Genomic DNA, 23,217 nt, shown 5'->3' with positions numbered 1-23,217 from the left:
GAACCCCGGCAACGAGTGGTTCGGGCTGCGTGACGGTGCTGTTTCAGGCGGTTCCGTATCGCCTTCCGGCGGGGGCCTTTCGAGGTGTCCAGCTTTCAAGCAGGCTTTGGACGGGAGGGGCCGCGGCCTTGCTGTCCCACCTCACTACCTGACGGGCGCACGTCCGGAAAGTCTGCGCAGGAAACGTACAAGCGCCCAGGCTGCGTCCGGATGCGCACGTTATAACGTGCGCATCCGGACGCAGCGCGGGCATGTGTACGCAACCTGCGCACCTGTACATAAGGTGCGCATCGTTGACGACCTGAGGACGCGCGAATGCCGAAAACGCACCATCCCGCCTCCCTCAAGCCGCTTGAAAACCGGACACCTCGAAAAGCCGGCCGCCGGAAGGCGATACGAAACCGCCTACGGGCAAACCACCCGAGGACGCAACGAGCACCGAAAACCGGCCATCCCGTCTCCTTCGTAGCCGCCTGAAAACCCGACACCTCAAAAAGCCGGCCGCCGGAAGGTGATACGGAATCAGCAGAAGAGGTTCAGCGGGCGTTGACGTCCCAGGTGTCGGCACCGGACAGCAGTTGCTGCAGGTCGGCGTCGGCCACCTGTTCGCCGCCGGTTGCCTGGTCGATCTGGGCGCGTACACCGTCGTCGTACGTCGGCACCTCGACCTGGCGGAAGATGCCCATCGGTACATGTGCGAACGACGGGTCGTCCAGGCGGGACAGCGCGAACGCGAGACCGAGGTCGGTGGGGTCGTGGTGGACGATGCGATTCGGATCGGCGTCCGCCTCGGGAACGACGGCGAGAGAACCGTTCTCGGCGCTGACGACCACGCGGACGTCGTCGCCGGTGCCGGCACGGACGGGTTCGCCGGCCACGAGGTGCAGCAGGCGCGCGGTCGCCTCGTCACGGTCCTTCAGCAGTTCGAAGGCGCCGTCGTTGAAGATCGGGCAGTTTTGGTAGATCTCCACCAGCGACGTACCGCGGTGTGCCGCAGCCGCTTTCAGCGTCTCGGTGAGGTGCTTGCGGTCGGAGTCCATGGTGCGGGCGACGAACGTGCCCTCGGCTCCGAGCGCCAGCGAGACCGGGTTGAACGGCCGGTCCACCGAACCGGCGGGCGACGACTTCGTCACGGCACCGACGTCCGAGGTGGGGGAGTACTGACCCTTGGTGAGGCCGTAGATCTTGTTGTTGAACAACAGGATCGTCATGTTCACGTTGCGGCGCAGCGCATGGATCAGGTGGTTGCCACCGATCGACAGCGCGTCGCCGTCACCGGTCACGACCCACACCGACAGGTCACCGCGCGAGGTGGCGAGCCCGGTCGCGATGGCCGGGGCGCGGCCGTGGATCGAGTGCATGCCGTAGGTGTCGAGGTAGTACGGGAAACGGCTGGAGCAACCGATGCCGGAGACGAACACGATGTTCTCGCGCTTGAGGCCGAGTTCGGGAAGGAAGCCCTGGACGGCGGCGAGGATCGCGTAATCGCCGCAGCCAGGGCACCAGCGCACTTCCTGATCGGAGGTGAAGTCCTTCTTGGTCTGCTTCGCGTCGGTGGTCGGGACGCCGGCGGTGCCGCCGCCGATGGTGGCGGGCATGCCCAGGTCGATGCTCACTGCGAGACCTCCTCGAGGTGTTCGGTGATGACGGTGGCGAGTTCGGTTGCGGTGAAAGGCAATCCGCGGACGGCGGTGTGCGACTTGATGTCGACGAGGTACTTGCTGCGCAGCAGCATCGCGAGCTGGCCGAGGTTCATCTCCGGCACGATCACCCGGTCGTATGCCTTGAGCACGGCTTCGAGGTTCGCCGGGAACGGGTTGAGGTGGCGGACGTGTGCGGTGGCCAGTTCGGCGCCGCCGGCACGCACCAGCCGTGCCGCGGCCTGGATCGGTCCGTAGGTCGAACCCCAGCCGAGCACCAACACCTTGGCCTTGCCGCTCGGGTCGTCGACCTCGATGTCGGGCACCTCGATGCCGGCGATCTTGGCGGCGCGGGTGCGCACCATGTGGTCGTGGTTGGCCGGGTCGTAGCTGATGTTGCCGGTGATGTCGGCCTTCTCGATACCGCCGACGCGGTGCTCGAGACCGGGCGTGCCGGGCACGGCCCACGGCCGAGCGAGCGTCTCCGGATCGCGCTTGTAGCCGTGGAAGACCGGTTTGCCGTCGGCGTCCACGTCGTTGGGCTCGGTGGTGAATTCGACTGTCAGATCGGGCAGTTCGTCCACGGATGGCACCAGCCACGGCTCGGAACCATTCGCCAGGTAACCGTCGGACAGCACGATGACCGGGGTGCGGTACTTCGTGGCCATGCGAACGGCGTCCAGCGCGGCGTCGAAGCAGTCGATCGGGGTGCACGGCGCGATGACGGCCACGGGGGACTCGCCGTTGCGGCCGAACATCGCCTGCAGCAGGTCTGATTGTTCGGTCTTGGTCGGCAGGCCGGTGGACGGGCCACCGCGCTGCACGTCGACGATCACCAGGGGCAGTTCGAGGGAGACCGCGAGGCCGATGGTCTCGGCCTTGAGCGCGAGGCCGGGTCCGCTGGTCGTGGTGACACCGAGCGACCCACCGAACGACGCGCCGAGTGCGGCACCGACAGCGGCGATCTCGTCCTCGGCCTGCAGCGTCATGACGTTGAAGCGCTTGAGCCCCGACAGAGTGTGCAGCAGATCGGACGCCGGCGTGATCGGGTAGCTGCCGAGTGTCAGCGGGATGCCCGCACGGTGCGACGCAGCCACCAACCCGTAGGCGAGAGCTACGTTTCCGGTGATGTTGCGGTAGGTGCCCTGCGGCATCGGGGCCGGCGCGATCTCGTACTGGACTCCGAACGCCTCGGTCGTCTCGCCGTACGCGTGACCGGCGTGCAGTGCCTTGATGTTGGCGGCGAGGATGTCGGGCAACTTGGCGAACTTGGTGGACAGGAACTTCTCGGTGCCCTCCAGCGGACGCGAGTACATCCACGACAGCAGGCCGAGCGCGAACATGTTCTTCGCGCGTTCCTTGTCCTTGCGGCTCAGGCTCTCGAACTCCTGCAGCGCCTCGACGGTGATCGAGGTCAGCGGGACAGGGTGCACCTGCCACGAGGCGAGGGATTCATCGTCCAACGGGCTGGTGGTGTAACCGACCTTGGCCAGGTTGCGCTTGGTGAACTCGTCGGTGTTGACGATGACCGTCGCGCCGCGTGGCAGATCACCCAGATTCGCTTTGAGTGCAGCGGGATTCATCGCCACGAGCACGTCGGGTGCGTCACCCGGGGTGAGCACGTCGTGGTCGGCGAAGTGCAGCTGGAAGCTGGAGACACCCGGCAGCGTGCCCTGGGGCGCGCGGATCTCGGCGGGGAAGTTGGGCAACGTCGACAGGTCGTTGCCGAGCGAGGCCGTCTCGGCGGTGAATCGGTCACCGGTCAACTGCATGCCGTCGCCGGAGTCGCCGGCGAAACGAATGACCACACGGTCGAGTGCTTGGGACTGCTTGCTGCTCACTGGACCCGTCTTCTTCGAGGTTCGCGTTCGCGGAGATTGGTTCGCGAGTTAGGACGTGCTAACTCCCACAACGGTACGCCTGTGTCCGAGAAACACCGGAATCCGTCCGCGTTATGGAATTCTTAACGTCACGTTATACATACGTCGAGGGTGAGTGCGCGCACAGGGTCAACGTGTGGGTTGGTGGGACACGTACGTCCAGGACGCGGGCAGGCAGCCGCTCGCGCTCTCGTCCCGTGAACTCGACAGCACGATCTCGGGTGTGCGATCGGCGGTGATCGTCTCGCTGGTGATCTCGGCGATCTGGTGGCCGGCAGTCCGAGTGCCGACACCAAGGCGCCGGACGTCGACTGGTCACTGCCAGCGCGCGAAAATGCCTCGTTGCCGAGGCGATTCGTATGTGCGATGGATCGCTCCGGGGGAAGCGAGTTCGAAGATGTCGGTCGCCGGGGATGGGCGTCGGCCGACGATCGTGACCGTGTCGATCGTGCGGTGCTCGCCCAGATACCCGGGCAGGTCGCGATGGGAATCGTCGAGAACGAGGTGTTCCACAACGGCAGGCCGGGCGGCGTGCTCGATGAGGGTCTCGCAGTGCAGTTCGCCGCCGTGCTCACCGTGCCTGCCCAGACGGACGGCGTCGCGCATGAGTAGTTCGCCTCCTTCGGCCACGGCTGCATGCAATGAGCGGTGCACGATTGCACCGTCGCACACCACGAGCGGCTCGCCCCACCAGTGCAGGCTCGCGCCGGATGCGACGGTGAGGCGCGTCGTCCAACGAGCGCTGTGTCCCTGGCCGTCGTACGCCACGGTGGCGGCGACGTCTGTGAGGTCGAGTCGTACACCCTCACCCACCACGACCTCGAGCACGACGTGGTCACCGCCGAGAAGTAGGGCCTCGGTCGCGACCAGGGTGACGCTCAGCCGGTGACCTTGCTGGTGGGTGATGCGCGGCGACAGGACACCGGTGCGCAACCTCGTCCGGACGGTGTCTCCTGCGGGGTGTACCTCGATGCGGGTGGTGCGCGGTTCAGTGACTGTGGGCACCGGCGCCCGCGTGTTCGTGGGTGGTGCCGTCGGCGTGCGAATGCGGAGCCATCGGACCCGGGTCGATCGCCTGGTGGTCGCCCGCCCGGTAGGCGGCGAGGGTGGTGAGTACCCAGTCGGTGAGGGACTGCACGGACGCCGGATCGTTGCGCGACAGGGCGATCACCGGTCGGCCGTCGCGGGCTACCTCGCCCTCGTGCCGCATCAGTTGCGCATCGACGCCGACGAACGGCGCGAGATCGGTCTTGTTGACGATCAACAGGTCGGCACGGGCGATGCCAGGGCCGCCCTTGCGGACGACGTCGCCGCCTCCCGCGACGTCGAGCACGAAGATCTGCGCATCGACGAGGGCCGGGCTGAAGGTTGCGGTGAGGTTGTCGCCGCCTGACTCGATCAACACGAGTTCCATTCCGGGGTAATCGGATTCGAGATCCTCGACGGCGGTCGCATTGGCCGTGATGTCGTCCCGGATCGCGGTGTGCGGGCACGCCCCGGTCTCCACGGCACGGATCCGGTCGGCGTCCAGGACTCCTGCGCTTCGGAGCATCCGGGCGTCCTCGTCGGTGTAGATGTCGTTGGTGATCACACCGAGGTCGAGCTGGGTGCCGAGTTCGCGGCAGAGCAGTCCGATGAGTGACGACTTGCCGGTGCCGACCGGTCCGGCAACGCCGAGTCGCATTGCGCGAGTGGGGTTTTCGAGCATGATTTCAGGCACGGAAGAGTCTCCTGGTGTGAGTGGGATGGGCGTGCTGCCACAGCTCCAACAGCGGGGCGGTTGCAGCCGGGATGTGGTCGGGCGAGGTCAGTTCGCGTACCGCGTCGACCACTTCGTCGATCTCGTCGGCAACGCCGAGCGACCAGCCGACGGTGTCGATCGGGTCGAGTGGCGCGAGTTTCAGGGCGGCGGACGCAACCGCCTGCACCTCGTCATGGCACACGACGCGGGCGGTCTCCTCGGCGTCCAGTCTCCAATGTGCGGCGAGCAGACCGACGGCGACCGGACGAGGGACGTCCGTGCGGCGATTCCAGCGAGCGTCCAGCCCGCCGCGTACGCCGAGCCGAAGGTAGCCGCGGGCAGCCTGGCAGGACGCCTCGCGCACCACGTGGCTGGGCGTGCGTGCGTTCCAGGCGCTGATGACGTCCTCGACACGTTCAGGGTCGGCGCGGGTCACCACCGCCGTCGCCGCGTCCACCCGAATGCTGGTGCGCAGGCGAGTGACGAGGAATTGTTCGATCTCGGCCTCGGGCATTCCTGCCAGAAGGGCCGGCTCGAGGGCGCCGGATTGGGTATGGCCGCCGGTGGGCAGACGCGCATCGGCGAGCAGCAGTGCGTGACTGGACATCAGAAGAGTGAATAACGCTGTGCGAGTGGGAGTTCGGTAGCCGGTGACGGCTTCACAACCGCACCGTCGATCGCGATCGTGAAGGTCTCCGGATCGATGTCGATGCGTGGACAGGCGTCGTTGAGCACCATGTCGGCCTTGGTCACCTCGCGGGTGTTGCGTACGGGCTGGATCTCGTGGCGAAGCCCGTAGCGATGACCGATGTCCGTGGCCAGGGGGCCCACGAACGTGATGCCGTGGGCGGCCTCGGCGGTCAGTGCGGGCCGCATGAGAACAGGTTGCGGGGTCGGGATGGACGCGTTCGGATCGCCGAGTGCGGCGCGCACGATGGCGCCGCTCTTGACGACCACAGCAGGGCGGATGCCGAAGAAAGCCGGGTCCCACAGCACGAGGTCGGCGAGCTTGCCGGCCTCGACCGAGCCGACAAGGTGGTCGATGCCGTGCGCGATCGCCGGGTTGATCGTGTACTTCGCCACGTACCTGCGCGCTCGCAGATTGTCTGCCGCGCCGCCGAGGGATCCGACGCGGTGCTTCATCACGTGCGCGACCTGCCAGGTGCGGGTGATCACCTCGCCGATGCGTCCCATCGCCTGGGCGTCCGAGGAGGTCATCGACAGGGCGCCGAGGTCGTGCAGCAGGTCCTCGGCGGCGATCGTCGTGGCCCGGATCCGCGACTCGGCGAACGCCAGGTCCTCCGGTACGGACGGGTTGAGGTGATGGCAGACCATCAGCATGTCGAGGTGCTCGGCGACGGTGTTGACGGTGTGCGGAAGCGTCGGATTCGTCGATCCCGGAAGGACATTCGGGTGTGAGGCGATCGACATGATGTCGGGCGCGTGACCGCCGCCGGCGCCCTCGGTGTGGAAGGCGTGGATGGTGCGTCCGCCGATCGCGCGCAGCGTCGAGTCGACGTACCCGGCTTCGTTCAACGAGTCGCTGTGGAGTGCGACCTGCAGACCGAACTCGTCGGCTGCTCGCAGGGCGGCGTCGATCGCGGCGGGGGTCGAACCCCAGTCCTCGTGCACCTTGTAGGCAGCAGCTCCGGCCTCGGCCTGTTCGCGTAAACCGTTGTGGCTCACGGTATTTCCCTTACCCATGAGCAGCACGTTGATGGGCAGGTGGTCCAGGCCCTGCAGCACATTGCGCAGGTGCCAGGGTCCGGGTGTGACCGTGGTGGCCTTGGAACCCTCCGACGGCCCGGTGCCGCCGCCGCCCAGCGTGGTGAGTCCCGCGGCGAGGGCCTCGTGCACCTGGCTGGTCGACAGGAAGTGCACGTGCAGGTCGATGCCGCCGGCGGTCAGGATCTTGTGTTCGCCGCTGATGATGTCGGTCGACGGGCCGATGCGCAGCGCCGGGTGGACGCCGTCCGTCACGTCCGGGTTGCCGGCCCGTCCGAGAGCGACGATCCGTCCGTCCTTGATGCCGACGTCCGCGCGGACGATGCCGGCGTGGTCGAGCACGGTGACGCCGGTGATGACGGTGTCGGGCGCGCCGTCGGCGCTGGTGGTCGACCCCTGCGCCATCGATTCCCGGATCGACTTGCCACCCCCGAAGACCGCTTCGTCGCCGTAGCTGATCGAGCCGTCGGGTCGTTCGGCGGTGAGGTCGCGTTCGATCTCGATCCACAGGTCGGTGTCGCCGAGACGCACCTGATCGCCGGTGGTCGGTCCGTAGAGGTCGACGTACTTGCGGGCGCTGATGCTCGTCATCGCGCGTTCTGCTTCACCTGCAGGCCGGCCACCACGCGTTCGCCGCGCAGGCTGACGGCGCTCACCTCGCGGGAAACGCCCGGTTCGAATCGGACGGACGTGCCGCTCGGCACATCGAGCCGGAACCCCTGCGCCGCAGCGCGATCGAACTCGAGTGCCGGATTGGTGTCGGGCAGGTGGAAGTGCGAGCCGACTTGGATCGGACGGTCACCGGTGTTCGAGAGGGTGAGCGAGATGCGCTCGTCGGCCGGACGCGGATTGATTTCTCGCTCGGTCTGCGCCGGTCTGGTTGCGCCGGGCGCTTCGCCCGACCCGCCTTGCACGGGGTGGTGCAAGGTGACCAGCTTGCGTCCGTCCGGGAAAGTCGCCTCGACCTGGACGTCGTGAATCATCTCGGCGACGCCGTTCATCACCTGGTCGGCCGTGAGCACCTCGCGCCCTTCCTCCATCAATTGCGTCACCGACGCTCCGTCACGAGCGTGTTCGATCACCCAGGTCGACAGCAGTGCTACGGACTCGGGGTGGTTGAGCTTCACCCCGCGCGCGAGCCGGTCGCGGGCCACCATGCCGGCCACGGCCAGCAGCAGCTTCTCGGTGTCGGAGGGCATCAGGTGCATGACCGGTGACTCTGACAAGCGGATGTGTCGGGGATGTTTCGTGGTCGTTCCGGCGGTGGAAAGACTCGGCCGAGAGGTGGCGTGCGTGGTCAGGCACCTTTGTCAACGGCAGGAGTCGCGCTGTGGATAACTGCGTGCTCGGACGGGGGCTGTGGATACCAGCGGGTAGCGAATTTCGTTGTAGGCGAGCGAAATTGGGGTGTGAAAAGCCTTCCGTGCGAGTTCGAACACCTGTACGATGAAGACATGTTCGAGACCACCTCATACCCCGGTGAGGCAGCCAAGTGCGCTGCCACCGCGACCGACGCGTTGGCGTCGGTGTGGCGCCTTGGGAAGGTGTCGTCGAACCTGACCGATGTCGAACTCACAGCGACCGCGCAGTCGTTGGTGGTGATGATGCAGCAGGCCGAGGCCTCCCTGGTCGCATTGACGACGGACGCGATCGGGCGGGGTGTGATCGACCGGTCCACCGCCGCGGACGCGTCCCAGTGGGTGCAACGCTTGTCGACCGGTGAACCCGTGCACGGGTTGTTGGGCGCGCAGACCCTGTCGGTGGCAGGCCCTCTGGTGCCCGTGGCCTCGGCGAGCAGCGAACCCACCAGTGACCCGGCCGGCGTCGCCGGGGAAGCGGTCGACTCGACCGCGTTGCGGTCGGGGATCGAGCCGGCGCATGCGGCCCGGATCGGCAAACTCGCCGATGCGTGCCGGTCCCCGCTGAATAAGGTGCTGGCGGACGCGGTGTGCACCGCAAGCGTGAACACCACCATCGCCAAGACCGCGTTGGACAACATCGACAAGATCAAAGCGGTCCTACCGGGTGCGGACCGGGGTGAAGTGTTCGGCTGGTTCCTCGGCCTGGAACCCGGCTCCGGCGCCAAAGCAGTCCACGAACTGACCAAACGAATCATCGCGACGTTCGGTGATGAAGTCCTGGACGACACGGAAGACGCCGTCCGGCCACACGAATCGTTGACCTGGATGAACCTGCCCGAGGGCATGGTCCGGTTGATCGCGGACCTGTCACCCGACCACGCAGAAATCGTGAAGCACGCCATCGGTGCGTTGTCCGCCCCGGCGCCGGTCACCGATTGCTGTGACGAGCCGAACCACCGCCACAACGAGGGTGCTGCGAAGACGGGTGCACCGGACACCCGGTCCCCGGGTAAACGACGCGCGGACGCGCTACTCACGCTGATCGCCATGGGCGCCCAAGGGATCGACGGTGACGGCAGCATCAAGACGTTCGGTTCGGCCCGGCTGGTCGTGACCATCGACTACGAGGTGCTCGCCAAAGCCCTCGCCGGACTCGGGGTCACCGACACCGGGGTAGGTGTCACCCCCGACACGATCCGACAACTCGCCTGCGATGCGGAGATCATCCCGATGGTCCTCGGCTCCAAGTCTCAACCGTTGAATGTCGGACGCAAGGTCCGGTTGGTCGACAAAGAACTCCGAAGAACCGTGATCCAACGCGACAAACACTGCACCTACGACGGATGCACCCGACCACCCGTCATGTGCGAAGTCCACCACGTCGTGGCCTGGTGGGCAGGCGGCGAAACCTCCCTCAACAACTCCGCCCTGCTGTGCACCACCCACCACCGCATCGTCCACCGCGACCACCTCACCGCCACCGTCACCGACAACGCCGTCACCTGGCACCACCACAAGAACGCCTCGGCAGCGTGATCAGGCTCGGCGGCGTCACCACGAGCAGCGTTCGGGTGGTCTCGAGCGTGATCCAAGGCAACGCGCCGGTGCGGGATTGTCCGTCATCCGTGGCGGTTCATGGGGACTTCGGGCAACTTGGTTAGTCTGCTCGGGTGCGTTCCGGACTCAGTGGCTACCTCGTGCTCGGTGGGGTCGGTGTCGCCGGAATCCTGCTGTTCGTGGCCGCGATGATCGCGCGCCGTCTGCTTGCGCCGGTCGATCCGAACCCTGCGAAACTGGCGACCTATGAATCGGGCGTCGACCCGGTCGGCACGGGCTGGGCGCAGACCAAGGTCCGCTACTTGGCGTACGCCTTCCTCTACCTGGTGTTCGCGATCGACACCGTCTATCTGTTCCCTTGGGCTCTCGTGCTGCGCGACAGCCGCCTGGGAATGACCAGTCTGGTCGAGATGGGCATCTTCATCAGCGTCCTGCTGGTCGGGCTCGCGCACGCGGCCCGCCGCGGCGTGCTCAGTTGGGTGAACGATGTCGACTGACCTGCCCATGCCCACGGTCGGACCCATGCAGTCGGCCGCGCCCAAGCCGATGCGCATCGTCTTGAACTGGGGACGCCGCTACTCGCTCTGGGTCTTCAACTTCGGATTGGCCTGCTGCGCCATCGAATTCATCGCTGCGTCCATGTCACGGCACGACTTCATCCGGTTCGGTGTCATCCCGTTCGCACCCGGACCGAGGCAGGCCGACCTCATGGTGGTCAGCGGCACCGTCACCGACAAGATGGCGCCCGCGATCCGCCGGCTGTACGACCAGATGCCGGAACCCAAGTACGTCATCTCGTTCGGTGCATGCTCCAACTCCGGTGGCCCGTACTGGGATTCGTACTGCGTCACCAAGGGTGTCGACCAGCTGATCCCGGTCGACGTCTACGTACCCGGGTGCCCGCCGCGCCCGGAAGCCCTCCTGCAGGGAATCCTGGTGTTGCAGGAGAAGATCGCGAGTGAGCGGGTGAGCACGAAAGCGTTGCGTGCCAAGGCTGCCCGGTACGCCGACAACCGCACCGCGGCGAGCGCGCTGCAGCGCCCGGTCGTCAAACCGCCGACGGGCGGCGCGGATGACTGACGAATTGACCACCATCTGCGAACGCTCGACATGGGTGGAGCAAGCCGGCAAGCTCTGGGCCGAAGGCTTCGACTTCTTCGACTTCCTCACCGCGGTCGACCACCTCGACGACGTCGAGGAGCCGGGCTTCGACGTCGTGCTGCACGTGTACGACATCACCCCCGGCGCCCTGCGTGAAGCCTTCCTGCACACCCGCGTCCCCGACGGCACGTCGCTGCCGAGCCTGACCTGGGTATGGCCGGGTGCGGCCTGGCACGAGCGCGAGACCCACGAGATGTTCGGTATCGACTTCACCGGCTTCACCGACGCCTCCGGACGCGGGATGCGTCCGCTGCTGCTGCCGGAAGGTTTCGAGGGCACCCCGCTGCGTAAGTCGTTCGTGCTGGCCAGCCGTGTTTCCAAGCAGTGGCCCGGCGCGAAGGAGCCCGGCGAGGGCGCGACCGCCCACGCCGCGAAAGCCGGTCGCGCGCCGCGTCGCAAGCTGCAACCGCCCGGCGTCCCGGACGAGAGCTGGGGACCCCGCTGATGGACGTCGCGATCGAGGTGATTCTGCGCAGCGCCGCCGTGCTGGCGGCGTTCCTCGTACTGCCGCTGGTCATCGGTCAGACCGAGCACAAGACGATGGGCCACATGCAGGGCCGGGTCGGTCCGATGTACGCCGGTGGTTTTCACGGCTGGGCCCAACTGGTCGCCGACGGGGTGAAGTTCGTCCAGAAGGAGGACATCACCCCGTACGCCGCCGATCGTGGAGTGTTCCGAACCGCGCCTGCGCTCGGGCTGGTCAGCTACATGATGGCGCTCGCGGTGATTCCGCTCGGGCCCGGCACGATCGCCGCCAACGTTCCGGCATCCCTGCTCGTGGTGCTCGCGGTCAGCGCGATCGGCACGGTCGGGACGCTGATGGCCGGGTGGGCGTCCGGCAACAAGTACTCCCTGCTCGGCGGGCTGCGCTCGGCCGCCCAACTGGTCTCCTACGAGTTGCCGCTCCTGCTCGCCTGCGCCTCCTTCGCGATGGCCGCCGGCTCGCTGTCCCTGGTGGAGATCGCCCACGCGTGGACCCCCTGGTGGCTGCTGTGGCAGCTGCCCGGAGCGATCGTCTTCCTCATCGCCGCCACGGCCGAGCTGCAGCGTCCCCCGTTCGACATGCCGGTCGCCGACTCCGAACTCGTGCTCGGTCCGTACACCGAGTACACCGGGTTGCGGTTCGCCCTCTTCCTGCTCGCCGAGTACGCCGGCATCGTCGTGATGTCGCTGCTGTTCGCGGTGCTCTACCTCGGCGGCTGGACCGGACCGTTCGACGGCGTCCTCGCCTGGGTCTGGACGCTGCTCAAGGGTTTCGTGATCGCGGTGTTGATCATCTGGATCCGTGTCTCGTGGCCGCGCCTGCGGGAGGACCAGCTGCAGCGGTTCGCCTGGCTCGGCCTCGTGCCGCTCGCCCTGTTCCAGGTCGCGATCACCGCGGTCGGTGTCGTTCTGATCGGAGACAAACTGTGACCGAGAAGAAGAAGTCCGGTTTCATCCCTGGACTCATCTCCGGGATGGCCACCACCGCCAAGACCGCCATGCGCCCGGCCGACACCCAGCACTATCCGGACGAGAAGCCGGCCCTGCCGCCCCGCTCGCGCGGAGTGATCGCGCTGCAGGCCGACAATTGCACCTCGTGCATGCTCTGCGCCCGCGAATGCCCCGACTGGTGCATCTACATCGACTCGCACAAGGAGACGATCCCGCCGGCCACCGAGGGAGGTCGCGCGCGTCAACAGAACGTGCTCGACCGGTTCGCTATCGACTTCAGCCTGTGCATGTACTGCGGCATCTGCATCGAGGTGTGCCCGTTCGACGCGCTGTTCTGGAGCCCGGAGTTCGAGTACGCCGAGACCGACATCCGCGACCTGCTGCACGAGAAGGACCGGCTGGGGGAGTGGATGGCCACCGTCCCGCCACCGGCAGCGATCGACCCCGGTGCCGACCTGACGAAGACCGATGGACCAGAGGCGGATTCGTGACCACACACGACGTCTTCTTCACCATCGTCGGAGTGCTCTGCCTGGCCAGTGCGGTCCTCGCCGTGACGACCAAGCACATCCTGCACTCGGCCTTGTGGCTCGTGGTCAGCCTCGGCACCCTCGCCGGTTGCTACCTCGTGCTCGGTGCCGAGTTCGTCGCACTGGTGCAGTTGGTGGTCTACGTCGGCGCGGTCGTCGTGCTGATCCTGTTCGCACTCATGCTGACCCGCGCACCCATCGGTCGCTCGAAGGCGCACGACACCCCACGCGTCCAACGCGCCGCTGCGCTCGTGCTCAGTGCCGCCACCGCGACCCTCATCGGTGCCGCGCTGATCACCGGGTTCGGCACCGGCAAGGTCAGCCTGCGACCGAACACCACCGAGCAACTGGCCACCCAGATCTTCGCCACCTGGTCGTGGCCGTTCGAACTCTTGTCGTTGTTGCTGCTGATCGCGCTGGTCACCGCAATCATGCTGTCCCGCATGCAACTCGACGAGGTGTACGACGACGACGAGGTGGACGCGTGATCCACCTGTGGTTGCCGCTCGCGCTGTCGGCGGCACTCTTCGGCGTCGGTCTGTACGGCGTGCTCGCCCGGCGCAACGCCGTGCTGGTGCTGATCGGGGTCGAGCTCATGCTCGGTGCCGCGGGTCTTCTGCTGATCACCGCCGGGGTGAAGTTCTCCGACACCGTCCTGGCCGGTCAGACGCTCACCGTCTTCCTCATCACGATCGCCGCCGCCGAGATCGCCGTGGCGCTCGGGCTCGTCGTGCTCGCCTACCGCGCACGCGGCAACATCGATGTCACCGCTGCTCGAGGTGACGACGAGTGAAGACACCCCACGAAGTTCTCCACTCGTCCATCGCTCCGATACTTCGCGAGGACCCCTTACTCGACACCACCACGGGTGCGCTCGACCTGATGCTCCAACCCAGTCACCTGGCGATCCTGCTGCCCACCCTCGGCGCCTTGTTGGTGCTGCTGTTCCGCAGCCCGAACGCGGTCGCCGCGTGGATCGTCCGGATCACCGGTTTCCTCGGTCTGCTCGCGCCGGCCTGGCTGGTCTGGCAGTCGATGCGCGGTGGGCTGCGGTCGAGCGTGCCGACCGTCGGCGTCCCGATCAGTTCAGCCGAACTCACGCTGCCGCTCCAACTGCACGTCACCCGACTCGGCATTCTCATGGCCTGCGCGGTGGCGCTGGTGTCGCTGGTCGTGCAGATGTTCGGGCGTTGGTACCTCTACAACGACCCGCGGTACCGCTCGTTCGCTGCGACCGTCGCGCTCTTCACCGCCGCCATGCAATTGGTTGTGCTCAGCGGTGACGTGGTGCTGACCCTCATCGGCTGGGAGCTGATGGGCTGGTGCTCCTACGTCCTCATCGGCCACGAATCCGAGCGGGCGAAGGCCCGTCGCGCGTCCTACAAGGCGTTCCTGGTGACTCGTCTGGCCGATGCGCCGTTCTACATCGGGCTCGTCGCGCTCGCGAGTTGGGCGAAGACGACCTCCATCCCGGGCATCATCGAGTTCTGGAGCGCCCACCCGCAGCGCTCGCTCACGGTGGCGTTGCTGTGCATCTTGTGCGGCGTCGCCGGGAAGTCCGCGCTGGTTCCCTTCCAGGACTGGCTGGCCGACGCGATGGAAGGCCCGACGCCCGCGTCCGCCCTCATCCACGCGGCCACGATGGTCGCGGCCGGCACCTACCTGGTCAGCGTCCTGCACCCGCTCTTCCTGGTCGCCCCGAGGGCCACGCTCGCACTCGCGATCCTCGCCGGGATCACGACCGTCGTCGGTGCGCTGCTGGCCTTCTTGCAGCACGACCTGAAGAAGCTGCTCGCCTGGTCGACCGTCTCGCAGATGGGGCTCATGCTCACCGGCCTCGCCGGTCTTCCGGACGCGGTCAGGCCGGACGTCGTCGTGCTGCACCTGCTCGCGCACGCCGGCTTCAAGGCGTTGCTCTTCCTGATGGTCGGCTGGCTCGCGGTGCTGGTCGGCGGCACGATCGTCGAGCGCATGTCCGGCGCAGTCACCACTCACCACAAGACCCGTTGGCTCGTCGGCAGCGGCCTGCTGGCGCTCGTCGGCATCCCGCCGCTGTTCGGCTTCGTGTCCAAGGACCTCATCGTCGACGAGGTCTTCAAGGGCGTTGCCGACGGACGGCAGTCCTCCTACGTGGCCGCCGTAGCGCTCGTGCTGGTCATCCCGCTCACCGCCGCGTACGCGATGCGCGCCTGGCTGGTCCTGACCCACCAGACGGTGCTGCAGCGCCACTTCGTCATGGACGTGCTCGACGACTCGCACTCGGTGCAGGAAGTCGGCCTGATGGACCTGCTGGTCGAGGGTGAACCGGTGGACGAGTTCGGTCGCCCGCTGCGCCGCGAGCCCGAGCCTGAGCCCGAACCGGAAGTCGTCCTGCCGCGTCCGCCGTGGCCGACCCGGATGGGTCTGGGCCTGCTGGCGTTGATCAGCATCGGCGGCGGCGCGCTCATCCTGAGCCCCTGGCTCGACATCGACTACATGCACCCGCAGTGGCTGATCGTGGCCGCAGGGCTGCTCGCGATCGCCGCCGCCGGGTTGCTGGTGCGGGCGCTGTCGGTACGCACCACCTTCGGGGACGCCGCGTCCCGCCTGCCGTTGTACCTGCGTACGTTCGCCTCCCGCGGCGCCGACGTCGACCGGCTCTACCTCGCGCTGGTCGCCCGGCCGGTCGAGATGCTCGCCGGCGTGGTCGCCCGCGCGGACGCGATGCTGGAGCGCGGGGTTCGCGCCCTGGGCACCGGTGCGCTCACCCTCGCCACCCGCAGCGGACGCGTGCACACCGGCGCCCCGTCGGTCGGTCTGGTCGCCCTCGCCTGCGGCGTCGTGCTGGCCGGAGTGCTGGGGGTGACGCTGTGGTGATCATCCTGCTGGCTCTCGTGCTGGTGCCACTCGTCACCGGATTCGCGCTCGTGGGCGGCGGACGCTGGCCACGCGCCGTCGGCGAGACCTCTGCCTTCGCGATCGCGGCGCTCGCCGCGGCTGCGACCACCGCCCTCGCCGTCGTGGTGTCGATCCAGCGACCGGATTTCGACCGGCAATGGGTGCCCTCGCTCGGCCTGCGCTTCCACCTCGGTGTCGACGGCATCAGCATTCCGCTGATCGTCCTCACCGCCGCGATCGGTCTGCTCGCGATGCTGCACCGCCGGATTGATGACCGATCTGGTTCGGACGCAACGTATTTCGGCTGTCTGCTGATCGTGGTCGGCGGCGCCCTGCTCGGCTTCCTGGCCCGCGACGCGATCCTGTTCTTCATCGCCTTCGAGATGGTCCTCGTGCCGATGTGGGTGTTGATTGCGGTCTTCGGCGACCAGCGGGACCGCGAGAGCACCCGCCGCGCGGCGCTCATGTTCGTGCTCTACACGGTGCTCGGCTCGACGCTGATGCTCGCCGGAATCCTGGCGCTCGTCTTCGCCTCCGGCACCGCCGACCTCACCGAACTCGCCCGGGGCGTCTCCCTCAACGCACCCCAGCAGACCGCCATCGCCGCGATGCTGCTGGCCGGGTTCGCAGTCAAGGTGCCGCTGTGGCCGCTGCATTCCTGGCTGCCCGCCGCACACACCGCCGCACCCACCGGCGGCTCGATGCTGCTGGCGGCCGTCCTGCTGAAGCTCGGCACCTACGGCGTCATCCGGTTGCTCGTCGCACCCTTGCGCGAAGGCTGGCAGACGCTCGCACCCCTCGTCGGCGTGCTGGCGGTCATCGGCATCATCTGGGCCGGTCTGGTCTGCCTGGTCGAACCGTCACTCAAACGCCTGATCGCTTACTCCTCGGTGGCCCACATGGGCGTCGTGATGCTGGCGCTCGCGACCGGCACCGAACTCGGTCTCAAGGCGGCTCTCTTCGGCAACATCAGCCACGGACTCATCTCGGCGCTGCTGTTCGCAGTGGTCGGTGGGCTCAAGCAGCGCTGGCACGACGACCGCCTGGACGTGCCTCGGGAGGCCGTCCGCGACGTCAGCCCCCGCCTGGGTTTCGCTCTGCTTTTCGGCCTCGCCGCCTCCCTCGGTCTGCCGCCGCTGGCCGGCTTCTGGTCCGAGTTGCTCACCCTCCTCGCCGCTTGGCAACCGGCATCCGATCGGACGCTGTTCAAGGTGCTGGCCGCCGTGGCCGCGATCGGTGCCGTGCTCGGCGCCGCGTACGCACTGCGCGTCGCGCGCACCGTCTGGGGCGGCTCATCCGACCGCAGCGAACGCGTGGTGCCCGAGCCCGCGCCCTGGCGTGATGCGTCCGCGTTGGAGTGGACGGTCATCGCGACGCTGATCATCGCCATCGCGGTGCTGGGCGTCTGGCCGACCGGGCTGCTCGATCTGATGGCCCCTGCCGTCGATCAGTCGGGAGCAATCCGATGAACATCCACGTGTACTGGCTGCCGCTGCTCCCGGTGATCATCCCGGCGGTCACAGCCGTCCTCGTCCTGGTGATCGACGCAGTCGTGCCCCGCCGACGCACCGTCCACTTCGTCGTGGCGGCCCTCGCCCTGGCCGCGGCCACCGCGAGCACCGTCCCTTCGCTGACGCGGGTGTTCGACGATCCGGCCACCTCGTTGTGTCAACCGGAGGGCAACTGCTTCTACGTCGTCGACAACGTCTCGGCGGGTCTGCAGGCAGCCGCGCTGCTCTCGGCACTCGTCGTCACGTTGCTCGCGGCGCCGATCCGGATCGCGAAGTCGCACAGTGTGATTCAGGTGTCGGCCCTGCTGTCCGTGACCGCGGGCGCCACGGGCGTCGTCGCCGCCCGCGACCTCCCCGCGTGGCTGGTGATGCTCGAACTCGCGACCGTCCCCACCATCGCGCTGGTCGCCGTCCGCGCCCGCCGCACGGCGGTGGACGGCGCGCTCAACCTGCTGACGACGTCGCTGGTCTCCTTCGCGGTGACGGCGATGGGTGTGGCGATGTGGTTCGCCGCCACCGGTTCGGCCACCTTCGACGCCGACACCGTGCAGGTCGCGATCGACAACCCTGACACCCGCCCGATGCTCGCCGTCGCGCTGATGCTGATCGTCGCCGGTGTCGGGTTCAAGCTGTCGCTCGTGCCCTTTCACGCGTGGACTCCCGAGGGGTACGCGGGTGCGTCCGTCCCGATGACCGCGCTGCTTGCGACGGTGTCCAAGATCGCTGCACTGGGGGCGTTGCTGGTGGTCGCCCGCCCGATCGCCGCGGTCGGGGGAGCGGCCATGGTCGCGCTGGCGGTCATCGCGGTGCTGTCGATGACGCTCGGCAACGTCATGGCGCTGCGTGAGAACGACACGCTGCGCTTCCTGGCGTGGTCCTCGGTCTCCCAGGCCGGCTGGATCGTGCTGCCGCTGGCCACCTCGTCCAGCCGTGCGGTGCACGCCGCGGCCGCGTACGTCGTCATCTACGCCGTCGCCACGCTCGGCATCTTCATCGCGCTCACCGCGGTCGCCCACCAGCAGGGACGCTCTGCAGTCACCGCGTTCGATGCTCTGCGCGGACTCGGACGACGACAGCCGTGGACCGGCGTCCTGCTCTCGCTCGGTCTGTTGACTCTCGCCGGTCTGCCTCCCGCGATCGGCGGAGTGCTGGCGAAGGTCGCGGTGCTGCACCCCGTCGCGGACGAGCGGCAGTGGCTCCTGCTGGTACTCGCCGCGATCAACGCGATGATCGGCGTCGCGGTGTACCTGCGATGGGTGTGGCAGATCTTCAGCTCCGGCGGTGACACCGTCGACCGTGGTCTGCGTGCCCACCCGCTGCACCTGATCCTGCTCGTTGCCGGGGTGCCCGCGCTGGTCGTCGTGAACCTCGCGCCCCAGCTGTTGTTCTGGCTGGTCGACTGAACGGACGCCTGCAATCCCGCGGTCGTTCGGCGTTCCGAGCGCGCGCACCTAGACTGCTCGCTCGTGCACCGGTTCGACGAGAAGACCCAGCAATTGAGCGACGCCATCGCGGCGTACGCCGACAACCGACTCAAGCTGAACCCGGTTCCGCTGGACGGGGTCGCGACCCCGCAGGAGCTTCAGGAGCTCGTGGGCCAGACGATCACCCGCGAGGGCATGGGCGGACTGCCGGCGCTGGAACTGTTCACCGAGCAGCTCGCGCCGAAGTGCCTGTCGATTGACCACCCACGCTATCTGTCGTTCATTCCTTCGGCGCCGACGCGCGAGGCAGCCATGTTCGACCTCGTCGTCGGTGCGTCCGCGCTCTACGCCGGTTCGTGGCTCGAGGGCTCGGGTGCGGTGTACGCCGAGAACCAAGCGCTGCGCTGGATCGCCGATCTCGTGGGCCTGCCCCCGACCGCCGGCGGTCAGTTCGTCCAGGGCGGCACGATCGGCAACCTCTCCGCCCTCGTCGCGGCGCGAGACACCGCCCGCGCGCTCACCGACAAGCGTCCGTACCGCGTTGCAGCCACCTTCGGCTCACACTCCTCGATCGAGACCGCGTGCAAGGTGGTGGACGCCGAACTGGTCAAGGTGCCGGTCGACGACTGGCAGCTGACCGGCGAAACGCTGCGAGAAGTGTTGGAGGAGAACGGTCCTGACACCTTCTTCGCCGTCGTCGCCACGGCTGGCACGACGAACTTCGGCATCATCGACGACATCGACTCCGTCGCGGACGTGTGCGATCAGTACGGCATCTGGCTGCACGTCGACGGTGCCTACGGCGGCGCCGGGTTGGCGGCGCCGAGCGTCCGGGAGAAGTACGACGGCATCGAACGCTGCAACTCCTTCATCGTCGACCCGCACAAGTGGTTCTTCGCGCCGTTCGACTGCTGTGCGCTGATCTACCGCGAACCCATGCTCGGACGAGCCACGCACACCCAACACGCCTCCTACCTGGACGTGCTCACCGGCTCGACCGATTGGAACCCCTCCGACTTCTCCATCGGCCTCACTCGTCGCGCTCGCGGCCTGCCTTTCTGGTTCTCGCTCGTGGTCAACGGCACGGACGCCTACACCGAGGCCATCGAACGCACTCTCGAGGTGGCGCGGTTCGCCAACGAGGAGATCAAGAAGCGGCCGTACGTCGAACTCGTGCGCGAGGGTTCGCTCACCGTCGTGGTGTTCCGCCGCCTCGGCTGGTCGGCCGCCGACTACCAGCGCTGGTCGGACGACCTGCTGGAGCGCGAGGAGGCGTTCGTGGTGCCGACCTCGCACGAGGGCGAGACCCTCGCCCGGTTCGCGATCGTCAACCCCCTCACCAGTGAGGACGACATCACCGCGATCCTCGACACCATGGCCTGACGGCCCCGCGAATCTGCGCGGATTGTGTTGCTACCGGGCGGCGTGTACCTGCACCAGTTGGCCGTCGGGGTCGGTGATCTCGAGCACCGTGCCGAACGAGGTGTCGACCCGAACGTCGTGACCGGCCTCGCGCAAGGTCTTCGCCAGGGCTTCGGGTTCGCCGGTCGTGGTGAGGGTGAGCGAGGCGCGCGAACCACTGACGCCGGCGAGGTACTTCTCGAACTCACCGGGACGCGCGACATGCAACCCGACGAACCCACGGTCGGCGGCGAACTGCCGGTACGGCGTGCCCACAGCGTTGTCCCCGCAGCTCAGACCGAGGCGTTCCAGGAAGGTCGACCACGGGCCGGACGGATCGGTGAACACGACGGGACAGACCGACAGGTCACCGCTCGGCGCGGCCTCGTGCTCGGTGTAGCCGTAGAAGTCGGTCTGCTTCTCGTTGATCCACAACTGCTCGCCGTCCGGGTCGGTGATCCGCAGTGAGCGGCCGTAGGTCTCGTCGATGGGCATGTCCCCGAAGGCCTTGGCGAGGGCGTCCAGATCGTCGACCTCGAAGGTCAGATCGGTCTGCCCGGCGACCGCGTCCGACTCTGCGGAGTTCACCCCGTGCAACAGGACATCTCCGGACCCCGACCGCATGACCGCCCAACTGTCGTCGGAGGTCACGGTGGCGACCAGTCCGAGCGTCTCGCAGAACCGGCGCATGGCAGGAACGTCGTTCGTGAAACGAATGGCTTGAGTGGTGATCATCACTTCGACTCCTTCAGGTAGGCGGTCAGGGCTCGTTCGACGAGCGCGGACAGGCTGGTGCCCTCGTCGATGGCGCGGTGCTTGGTCTCGGTGACCAGTCCCTTGGGTAGGTACACGTTGAACTGCACCTTCTTGCTTTCTTCTTCATCCATGCTTGAATGCTAGCAATATAGAAAACGAGCAAGCAGGGCCTGAGCCGCATCTTCATTCGCAGGTGACGCGGTTGGTGTCGAAGAACGAAACCGCTGGGCTACTGGCGAGTCCGTGATTGAGTCGCCCTCATGAACACCAGCACAGGCGTCGTCTTCCCGGTCAGCAACACCGCCAAGATGGCGCAGGGGCAGGAGGAGCGCAGTTCGTCGGCCTTCGGTCGAGGGGTCGTCTCCGACGCGCTCGCCTCCGTGGACGAGCCGGGAGCTCTCGCTGTCCGTCGCGACACCGGGTGGCGCCGCGGCTATCCCCGACACTTCCGGCGCCTGGTCGAGGTGGGCGCGCGCGACCACCAGGCGGCGATGGCGATCGCCCGCGACGGACTGTCGGCGGTGCACGAGCGGATGTGCTGGCTTCCTGTGACAGGCGGGCACGACCGGCGCGTGGCCGAGGCCTTTGCGACTCCCAGTCCGCAGCCTGCCCTGGAGTCGGTGACGGTGCGCGGCGACGGCGATCCGGAGCGCGAATTCACCCTGCCCTACAAGGGAGATCGGCTCTCGGGGGCCAACCTGCGTCGCCGGTTGGACGACTGGGTCGAATCCGGCGTCATCGAACCGGGGGTGCGGGACGCGGTGGGTCAGGTGCTCGACCATCCGGAGTGGCTGGACGTCCGTGACCGCACGTTCGTCGTGTTGGGCGCCGGTGCCGAGATGGGTCCGTTGCGGTCGCTGCTTCGCTGGGGAGGACATGTCGTCGCAATCGACCTTGCCCGCCCGGGCATCTGGTCGCCGCTGTTCGACCTGGCCAGGTCGGGTGCGGGATCGCTCACCGCACCGGTCGGTCCGGCCGGGGTGGATGCGTCCGACCCGAGTCAGCATGCCGGTGCCGACCTGCTGCACGACACCGGCCGCATCGGCGACTACCTGATGGGCGTCGAAGGCCCGATGGTGCTCGGCAACTACGTGTACGCCGACGGTGGGGTGAACCTTCGTCTCTCGGCCGCCACGGACGCCCTTGCCGTGCACCTTTCGCAACGTCCGGACGTCGCGCTCGCCTACCTGGCCACACCCACCGACGTCTTCGTCGCGCCGGACGATGCTGTGTCGCAAGCCAATTCAGGACTCGACTCGGCGTTCCTGAAGTCGGTGCGTCGTCCGCTGCGTGCGCTGTCAGGAGGCCGATTGCTGCAGCGGCAGTACCCGCCGATCGTCGACGGCCCCGCGATCAGCGACACGATCGTGCCGCAGCAGGGGCCGAACTACTTGCTGGCCAAGCGAATTCACCGCTGGCGCGCGACGGCCGCCGCGGCCGACGGGCAGCTGGTCTCGATGAACATCGCGCCGCCCACCCGCACCAAGAGCGTCACCAAGAACCGGGCCCTGGCTGCCGCGTACGCAGGCGCCCACCGGTTCGGCGTCGAGGTGTTCGATCCGTCCACCGCCAACACCCTCATGGCGGCGATGCTCGTCCACGATCTGCGCACCGGTGGCTACGCGGCCAAGGGCGACGTGTGGGCCGCCGAGGCGGCCGGCGCGGCCCATGGCGGGCTGTGGCGTTCGCCGTACGACCCGCGGTCCGCCCTCGGAATCGCGGCTGTACTCGGCATCGGAGGGGCCCGCTGAGGCCCATTTTCGACTCATTCGTCACATCCGTCACAGGCTCACCGCCACAAATGACAACGGTGTCATTAGGCTCCTAGAATCGGCGACGGCTCGGCTTGCCCCAGCGGGCGAGCCGAGCACCAGACGTCCACGAGGAAAGGTCACCGATGAGCGCGGCGGAGCAGACGAGTGCACCCCAGGGTGCAGAGCTGACCGACCGTGACCGGCGGATCCTCGAGCTCGAGCGAGACTGGTTCCGCGCCCAGGGCTCCAAGGAGGACGCGATCCGCGACCGCCTCGGCATGGGCTCGACCGCGTACTACCAGGCGCTCAACGCATTGCTCGACAACCCGGAGGCGATGAAGGCCGACCCGCTGTTGGTCAAGCGCCTGCGCCGACTGCGTTCCAGCCGGATGAAGCAGCGCAACGCGCGCCGGTTCGGTTTCGACACACCTTGAGCCTGCCCAGCCCACACAAATCGGCGTGAGT

General features: G+C 67.5%; 23 protein-coding genes. 14 read left to right on the top strand and 9 right to left on the bottom strand.

Features of this window, described 5'->3' with window-relative positions; genetic code table 11:
• Positions 1-536: 536 nt before the first annotated feature.
• The 7 genes from ACYU8W_RS13760 to ACYU8W_RS13730 form a co-directional block, all read right to left on the bottom strand.
• Complete coding sequence (locus tag ACYU8W_RS13760; RefSeq protein ID WP_499469920.1) at positions 537-1,616, bottom strand: 2-oxoacid:ferredoxin oxidoreductase subunit beta; 1,080 nt, start codon at positions 1,614-1,616, stop codon at positions 537-539.
• Positions 1,613-3,481 carry a 2-oxoacid:acceptor oxidoreductase subunit alpha gene (locus ACYU8W_RS13755; RefSeq protein ID WP_129625268.1) on the bottom strand — a complete coding sequence of 623 codons (1,869 nt, stop codon included), beginning with the start codon at positions 3,479-3,481 and terminating at the stop codon, positions 1,613-1,615. Before ACYU8W_RS13755 ends, ACYU8W_RS13760 begins: the two co-directional genes overlap by 4 nt.
• Before the next feature lie 354 nt (positions 3,482-3,835).
• Positions 3,836-4,525 (bottom strand): urease accessory protein UreD, encoded by a 690-nt coding sequence (locus tag ACYU8W_RS13750; protein ID WP_499469918.1) that lies wholly within the window; start codon positions 4,523-4,525, stop codon positions 3,836-3,838.
• Entirely contained in the window at positions 4,509-5,240 is a 732-nt protein-coding gene (ureG, locus tag ACYU8W_RS13745; protein ID WP_499469916.1) for an urease accessory protein UreG, read from the bottom strand. Before ureG ends, ACYU8W_RS13750 begins: the two co-directional genes overlap by 17 nt.
• Complete coding sequence (locus tag ACYU8W_RS13740) at positions 5,233-5,868, bottom strand: urease accessory protein UreF (RefSeq protein ID WP_499469914.1); 636 nt, start codon at positions 5,866-5,868, stop codon at positions 5,233-5,235. Before ACYU8W_RS13740 ends, ureG begins: the two co-directional genes overlap by 8 nt.
• Positions 5,868-7,577, bottom strand: coding sequence for an urease subunit alpha (locus ACYU8W_RS13735; protein ID WP_499469913.1), 1,710 nt, complete (start codon positions 7,575-7,577; stop codon positions 5,868-5,870). The genes ACYU8W_RS13740 and ACYU8W_RS13735 overlap by 1 nt, the downstream gene beginning before the upstream one ends.
• Positions 7,574-8,194 (bottom strand): urease subunit gamma, encoded by a 621-nt coding sequence (locus tag ACYU8W_RS13730; RefSeq protein ID WP_499469911.1) that lies wholly within the window; start codon positions 8,192-8,194, stop codon positions 7,574-7,576. The genes ACYU8W_RS13735 and ACYU8W_RS13730 overlap by 4 nt, the downstream gene beginning before the upstream one ends.
• Positions 8,195-8,440: 246 nt before the next feature.
• Between ACYU8W_RS13730 and ACYU8W_RS13725 the strand changes: the two genes are divergently transcribed.
• From ACYU8W_RS13725 to ACYU8W_RS13670, 12 genes are all read left to right on the top strand, one after another.
• Positions 8,441-9,883 carry an HNH endonuclease gene (locus ACYU8W_RS13725; protein WP_499469909.1) on the top strand — a complete coding sequence of 481 codons (1,443 nt, stop codon included), beginning with the start codon at positions 8,441-8,443 and terminating at the stop codon, positions 9,881-9,883.
• 134 nt (positions 9,884-10,017) lie between these two features.
• A complete protein-coding gene (locus ACYU8W_RS13720; protein ID WP_239702404.1) occupies positions 10,018-10,401 on the top strand; it encodes an NADH-quinone oxidoreductase subunit A in 384 nt (127 codons plus the stop codon).
• Positions 10,391-10,984 carry an NADH-quinone oxidoreductase subunit B gene (locus tag ACYU8W_RS13715; RefSeq protein WP_129625273.1) on the top strand — a complete coding sequence of 198 codons (594 nt, stop codon included), beginning with the start codon at positions 10,391-10,393 and terminating at the stop codon, positions 10,982-10,984. The genes ACYU8W_RS13720 and ACYU8W_RS13715 overlap by 11 nt, the downstream gene beginning before the upstream one ends.
• Positions 10,977-11,510 carry an NADH-quinone oxidoreductase subunit C gene (locus tag ACYU8W_RS13710; protein ID WP_499469906.1) on the top strand — a complete coding sequence of 178 codons (534 nt, stop codon included), beginning with the start codon at positions 10,977-10,979 and terminating at the stop codon, positions 11,508-11,510. The genes ACYU8W_RS13715 and ACYU8W_RS13710 overlap by 8 nt, the downstream gene beginning before the upstream one ends.
• Positions 11,510-12,478 (top strand): NADH-quinone oxidoreductase subunit NuoH, encoded by a 969-nt coding sequence (nuoH, locus tag ACYU8W_RS13705; RefSeq protein WP_499469904.1) that lies wholly within the window; start codon positions 11,510-11,512, stop codon positions 12,476-12,478. Before ACYU8W_RS13710 ends, nuoH begins: the two co-directional genes overlap by 1 nt.
• A complete protein-coding gene (locus ACYU8W_RS13700) occupies positions 12,475-12,990 on the top strand; it encodes a NuoI/complex I 23 kDa subunit family protein (protein ID WP_370447352.1) in 516 nt (171 codons plus the stop codon). Before nuoH ends, ACYU8W_RS13700 begins: the two co-directional genes overlap by 4 nt.
• The gene (locus tag ACYU8W_RS13695; RefSeq protein ID WP_141927601.1) at positions 12,987-13,517 is read left to right on the top strand and encodes an NADH-quinone oxidoreductase subunit J family protein; all 531 of its coding nucleotides are present in this window, start codon (positions 12,987-12,989) and stop codon (positions 13,515-13,517) included. The genes ACYU8W_RS13700 and ACYU8W_RS13695 overlap by 4 nt, the downstream gene beginning before the upstream one ends.
• Positions 13,514-13,822 carry an NADH-quinone oxidoreductase subunit NuoK gene (gene nuoK, locus ACYU8W_RS13690; protein ID WP_129625277.1) on the top strand — a complete coding sequence of 103 codons (309 nt, stop codon included), beginning with the start codon at positions 13,514-13,516 and terminating at the stop codon, positions 13,820-13,822. The genes ACYU8W_RS13695 and nuoK overlap by 4 nt, the downstream gene beginning before the upstream one ends.
• 89 nt (positions 13,823-13,911) lie before the next feature.
• Positions 13,912-15,885: an NADH-quinone oxidoreductase subunit 5 family protein gene (locus tag ACYU8W_RS13685; protein WP_499469901.1), complete on the top strand. Its 1,974-nt coding sequence runs from the start codon at positions 13,912-13,914 to the stop codon at positions 15,883-15,885.
• Positions 15,879-17,375: a complex I subunit 4 family protein gene (locus ACYU8W_RS13680; protein WP_499469899.1), complete on the top strand. Its 1,497-nt coding sequence runs from the start codon at positions 15,879-15,881 to the stop codon at positions 17,373-17,375. The genes ACYU8W_RS13685 and ACYU8W_RS13680 overlap by 7 nt, the downstream gene beginning before the upstream one ends.
• Positions 17,372-18,820: an NADH-quinone oxidoreductase subunit N gene (locus ACYU8W_RS13675; RefSeq protein ID WP_141927604.1), complete on the top strand. Its 1,449-nt coding sequence runs from the start codon at positions 17,372-17,374 to the stop codon at positions 18,818-18,820. The genes ACYU8W_RS13680 and ACYU8W_RS13675 overlap by 4 nt, the downstream gene beginning before the upstream one ends.
• Positions 18,821-18,883: 63 nt before the next feature.
• Complete coding sequence (locus ACYU8W_RS13670) at positions 18,884-20,224, top strand: pyridoxal phosphate-dependent decarboxylase family protein (RefSeq protein ID WP_499469897.1); 1,341 nt, start codon at positions 18,884-18,886, stop codon at positions 20,222-20,224.
• Between the two features lie 30 nt (positions 20,225-20,254).
• Here the strand turns inward: ACYU8W_RS13670 and ACYU8W_RS13665 are convergent, their stop codons facing one another.
• Positions 20,255-20,977 (bottom strand): VOC family protein, encoded by a 723-nt coding sequence (locus ACYU8W_RS13665; RefSeq protein ID WP_499469895.1) that lies wholly within the window; start codon positions 20,975-20,977, stop codon positions 20,255-20,257.
• Positions 20,977-21,129: a CopG family transcriptional regulator gene (locus ACYU8W_RS13660; RefSeq protein WP_499469893.1), complete on the bottom strand. Its 153-nt coding sequence runs from the start codon at positions 21,127-21,129 to the stop codon at positions 20,977-20,979. Before ACYU8W_RS13660 ends, ACYU8W_RS13665 begins: the two co-directional genes overlap by 1 nt.
• 129 nt (positions 21,130-21,258) lie before the next feature.
• On the opposite strand from ACYU8W_RS13660, the gene ACYU8W_RS13655 reads away from it, so the two are divergent.
• Entirely contained in the window at positions 21,259-22,749 is a 1,491-nt protein-coding gene (locus ACYU8W_RS13655; protein WP_239702399.1) for a hypothetical protein, read from the top strand.
• 146 nt (positions 22,750-22,895) lie between these two features.
• Positions 22,896-23,186: a DUF3263 domain-containing protein gene (locus tag ACYU8W_RS13650; protein WP_141927606.1), complete on the top strand. Its 291-nt coding sequence runs from the start codon at positions 22,896-22,898 to the stop codon at positions 23,184-23,186.
• Positions 23,187-23,217: the final 31 nt, after the last annotated feature.

The sequence above is a fragment of the Yimella radicis genome, assembly GCF_054778255.1.
The sequence above is the reverse complement of the archived record's forward strand: the minus strand, read 5'-3'. Positions and strand labels throughout refer to the sequence as shown.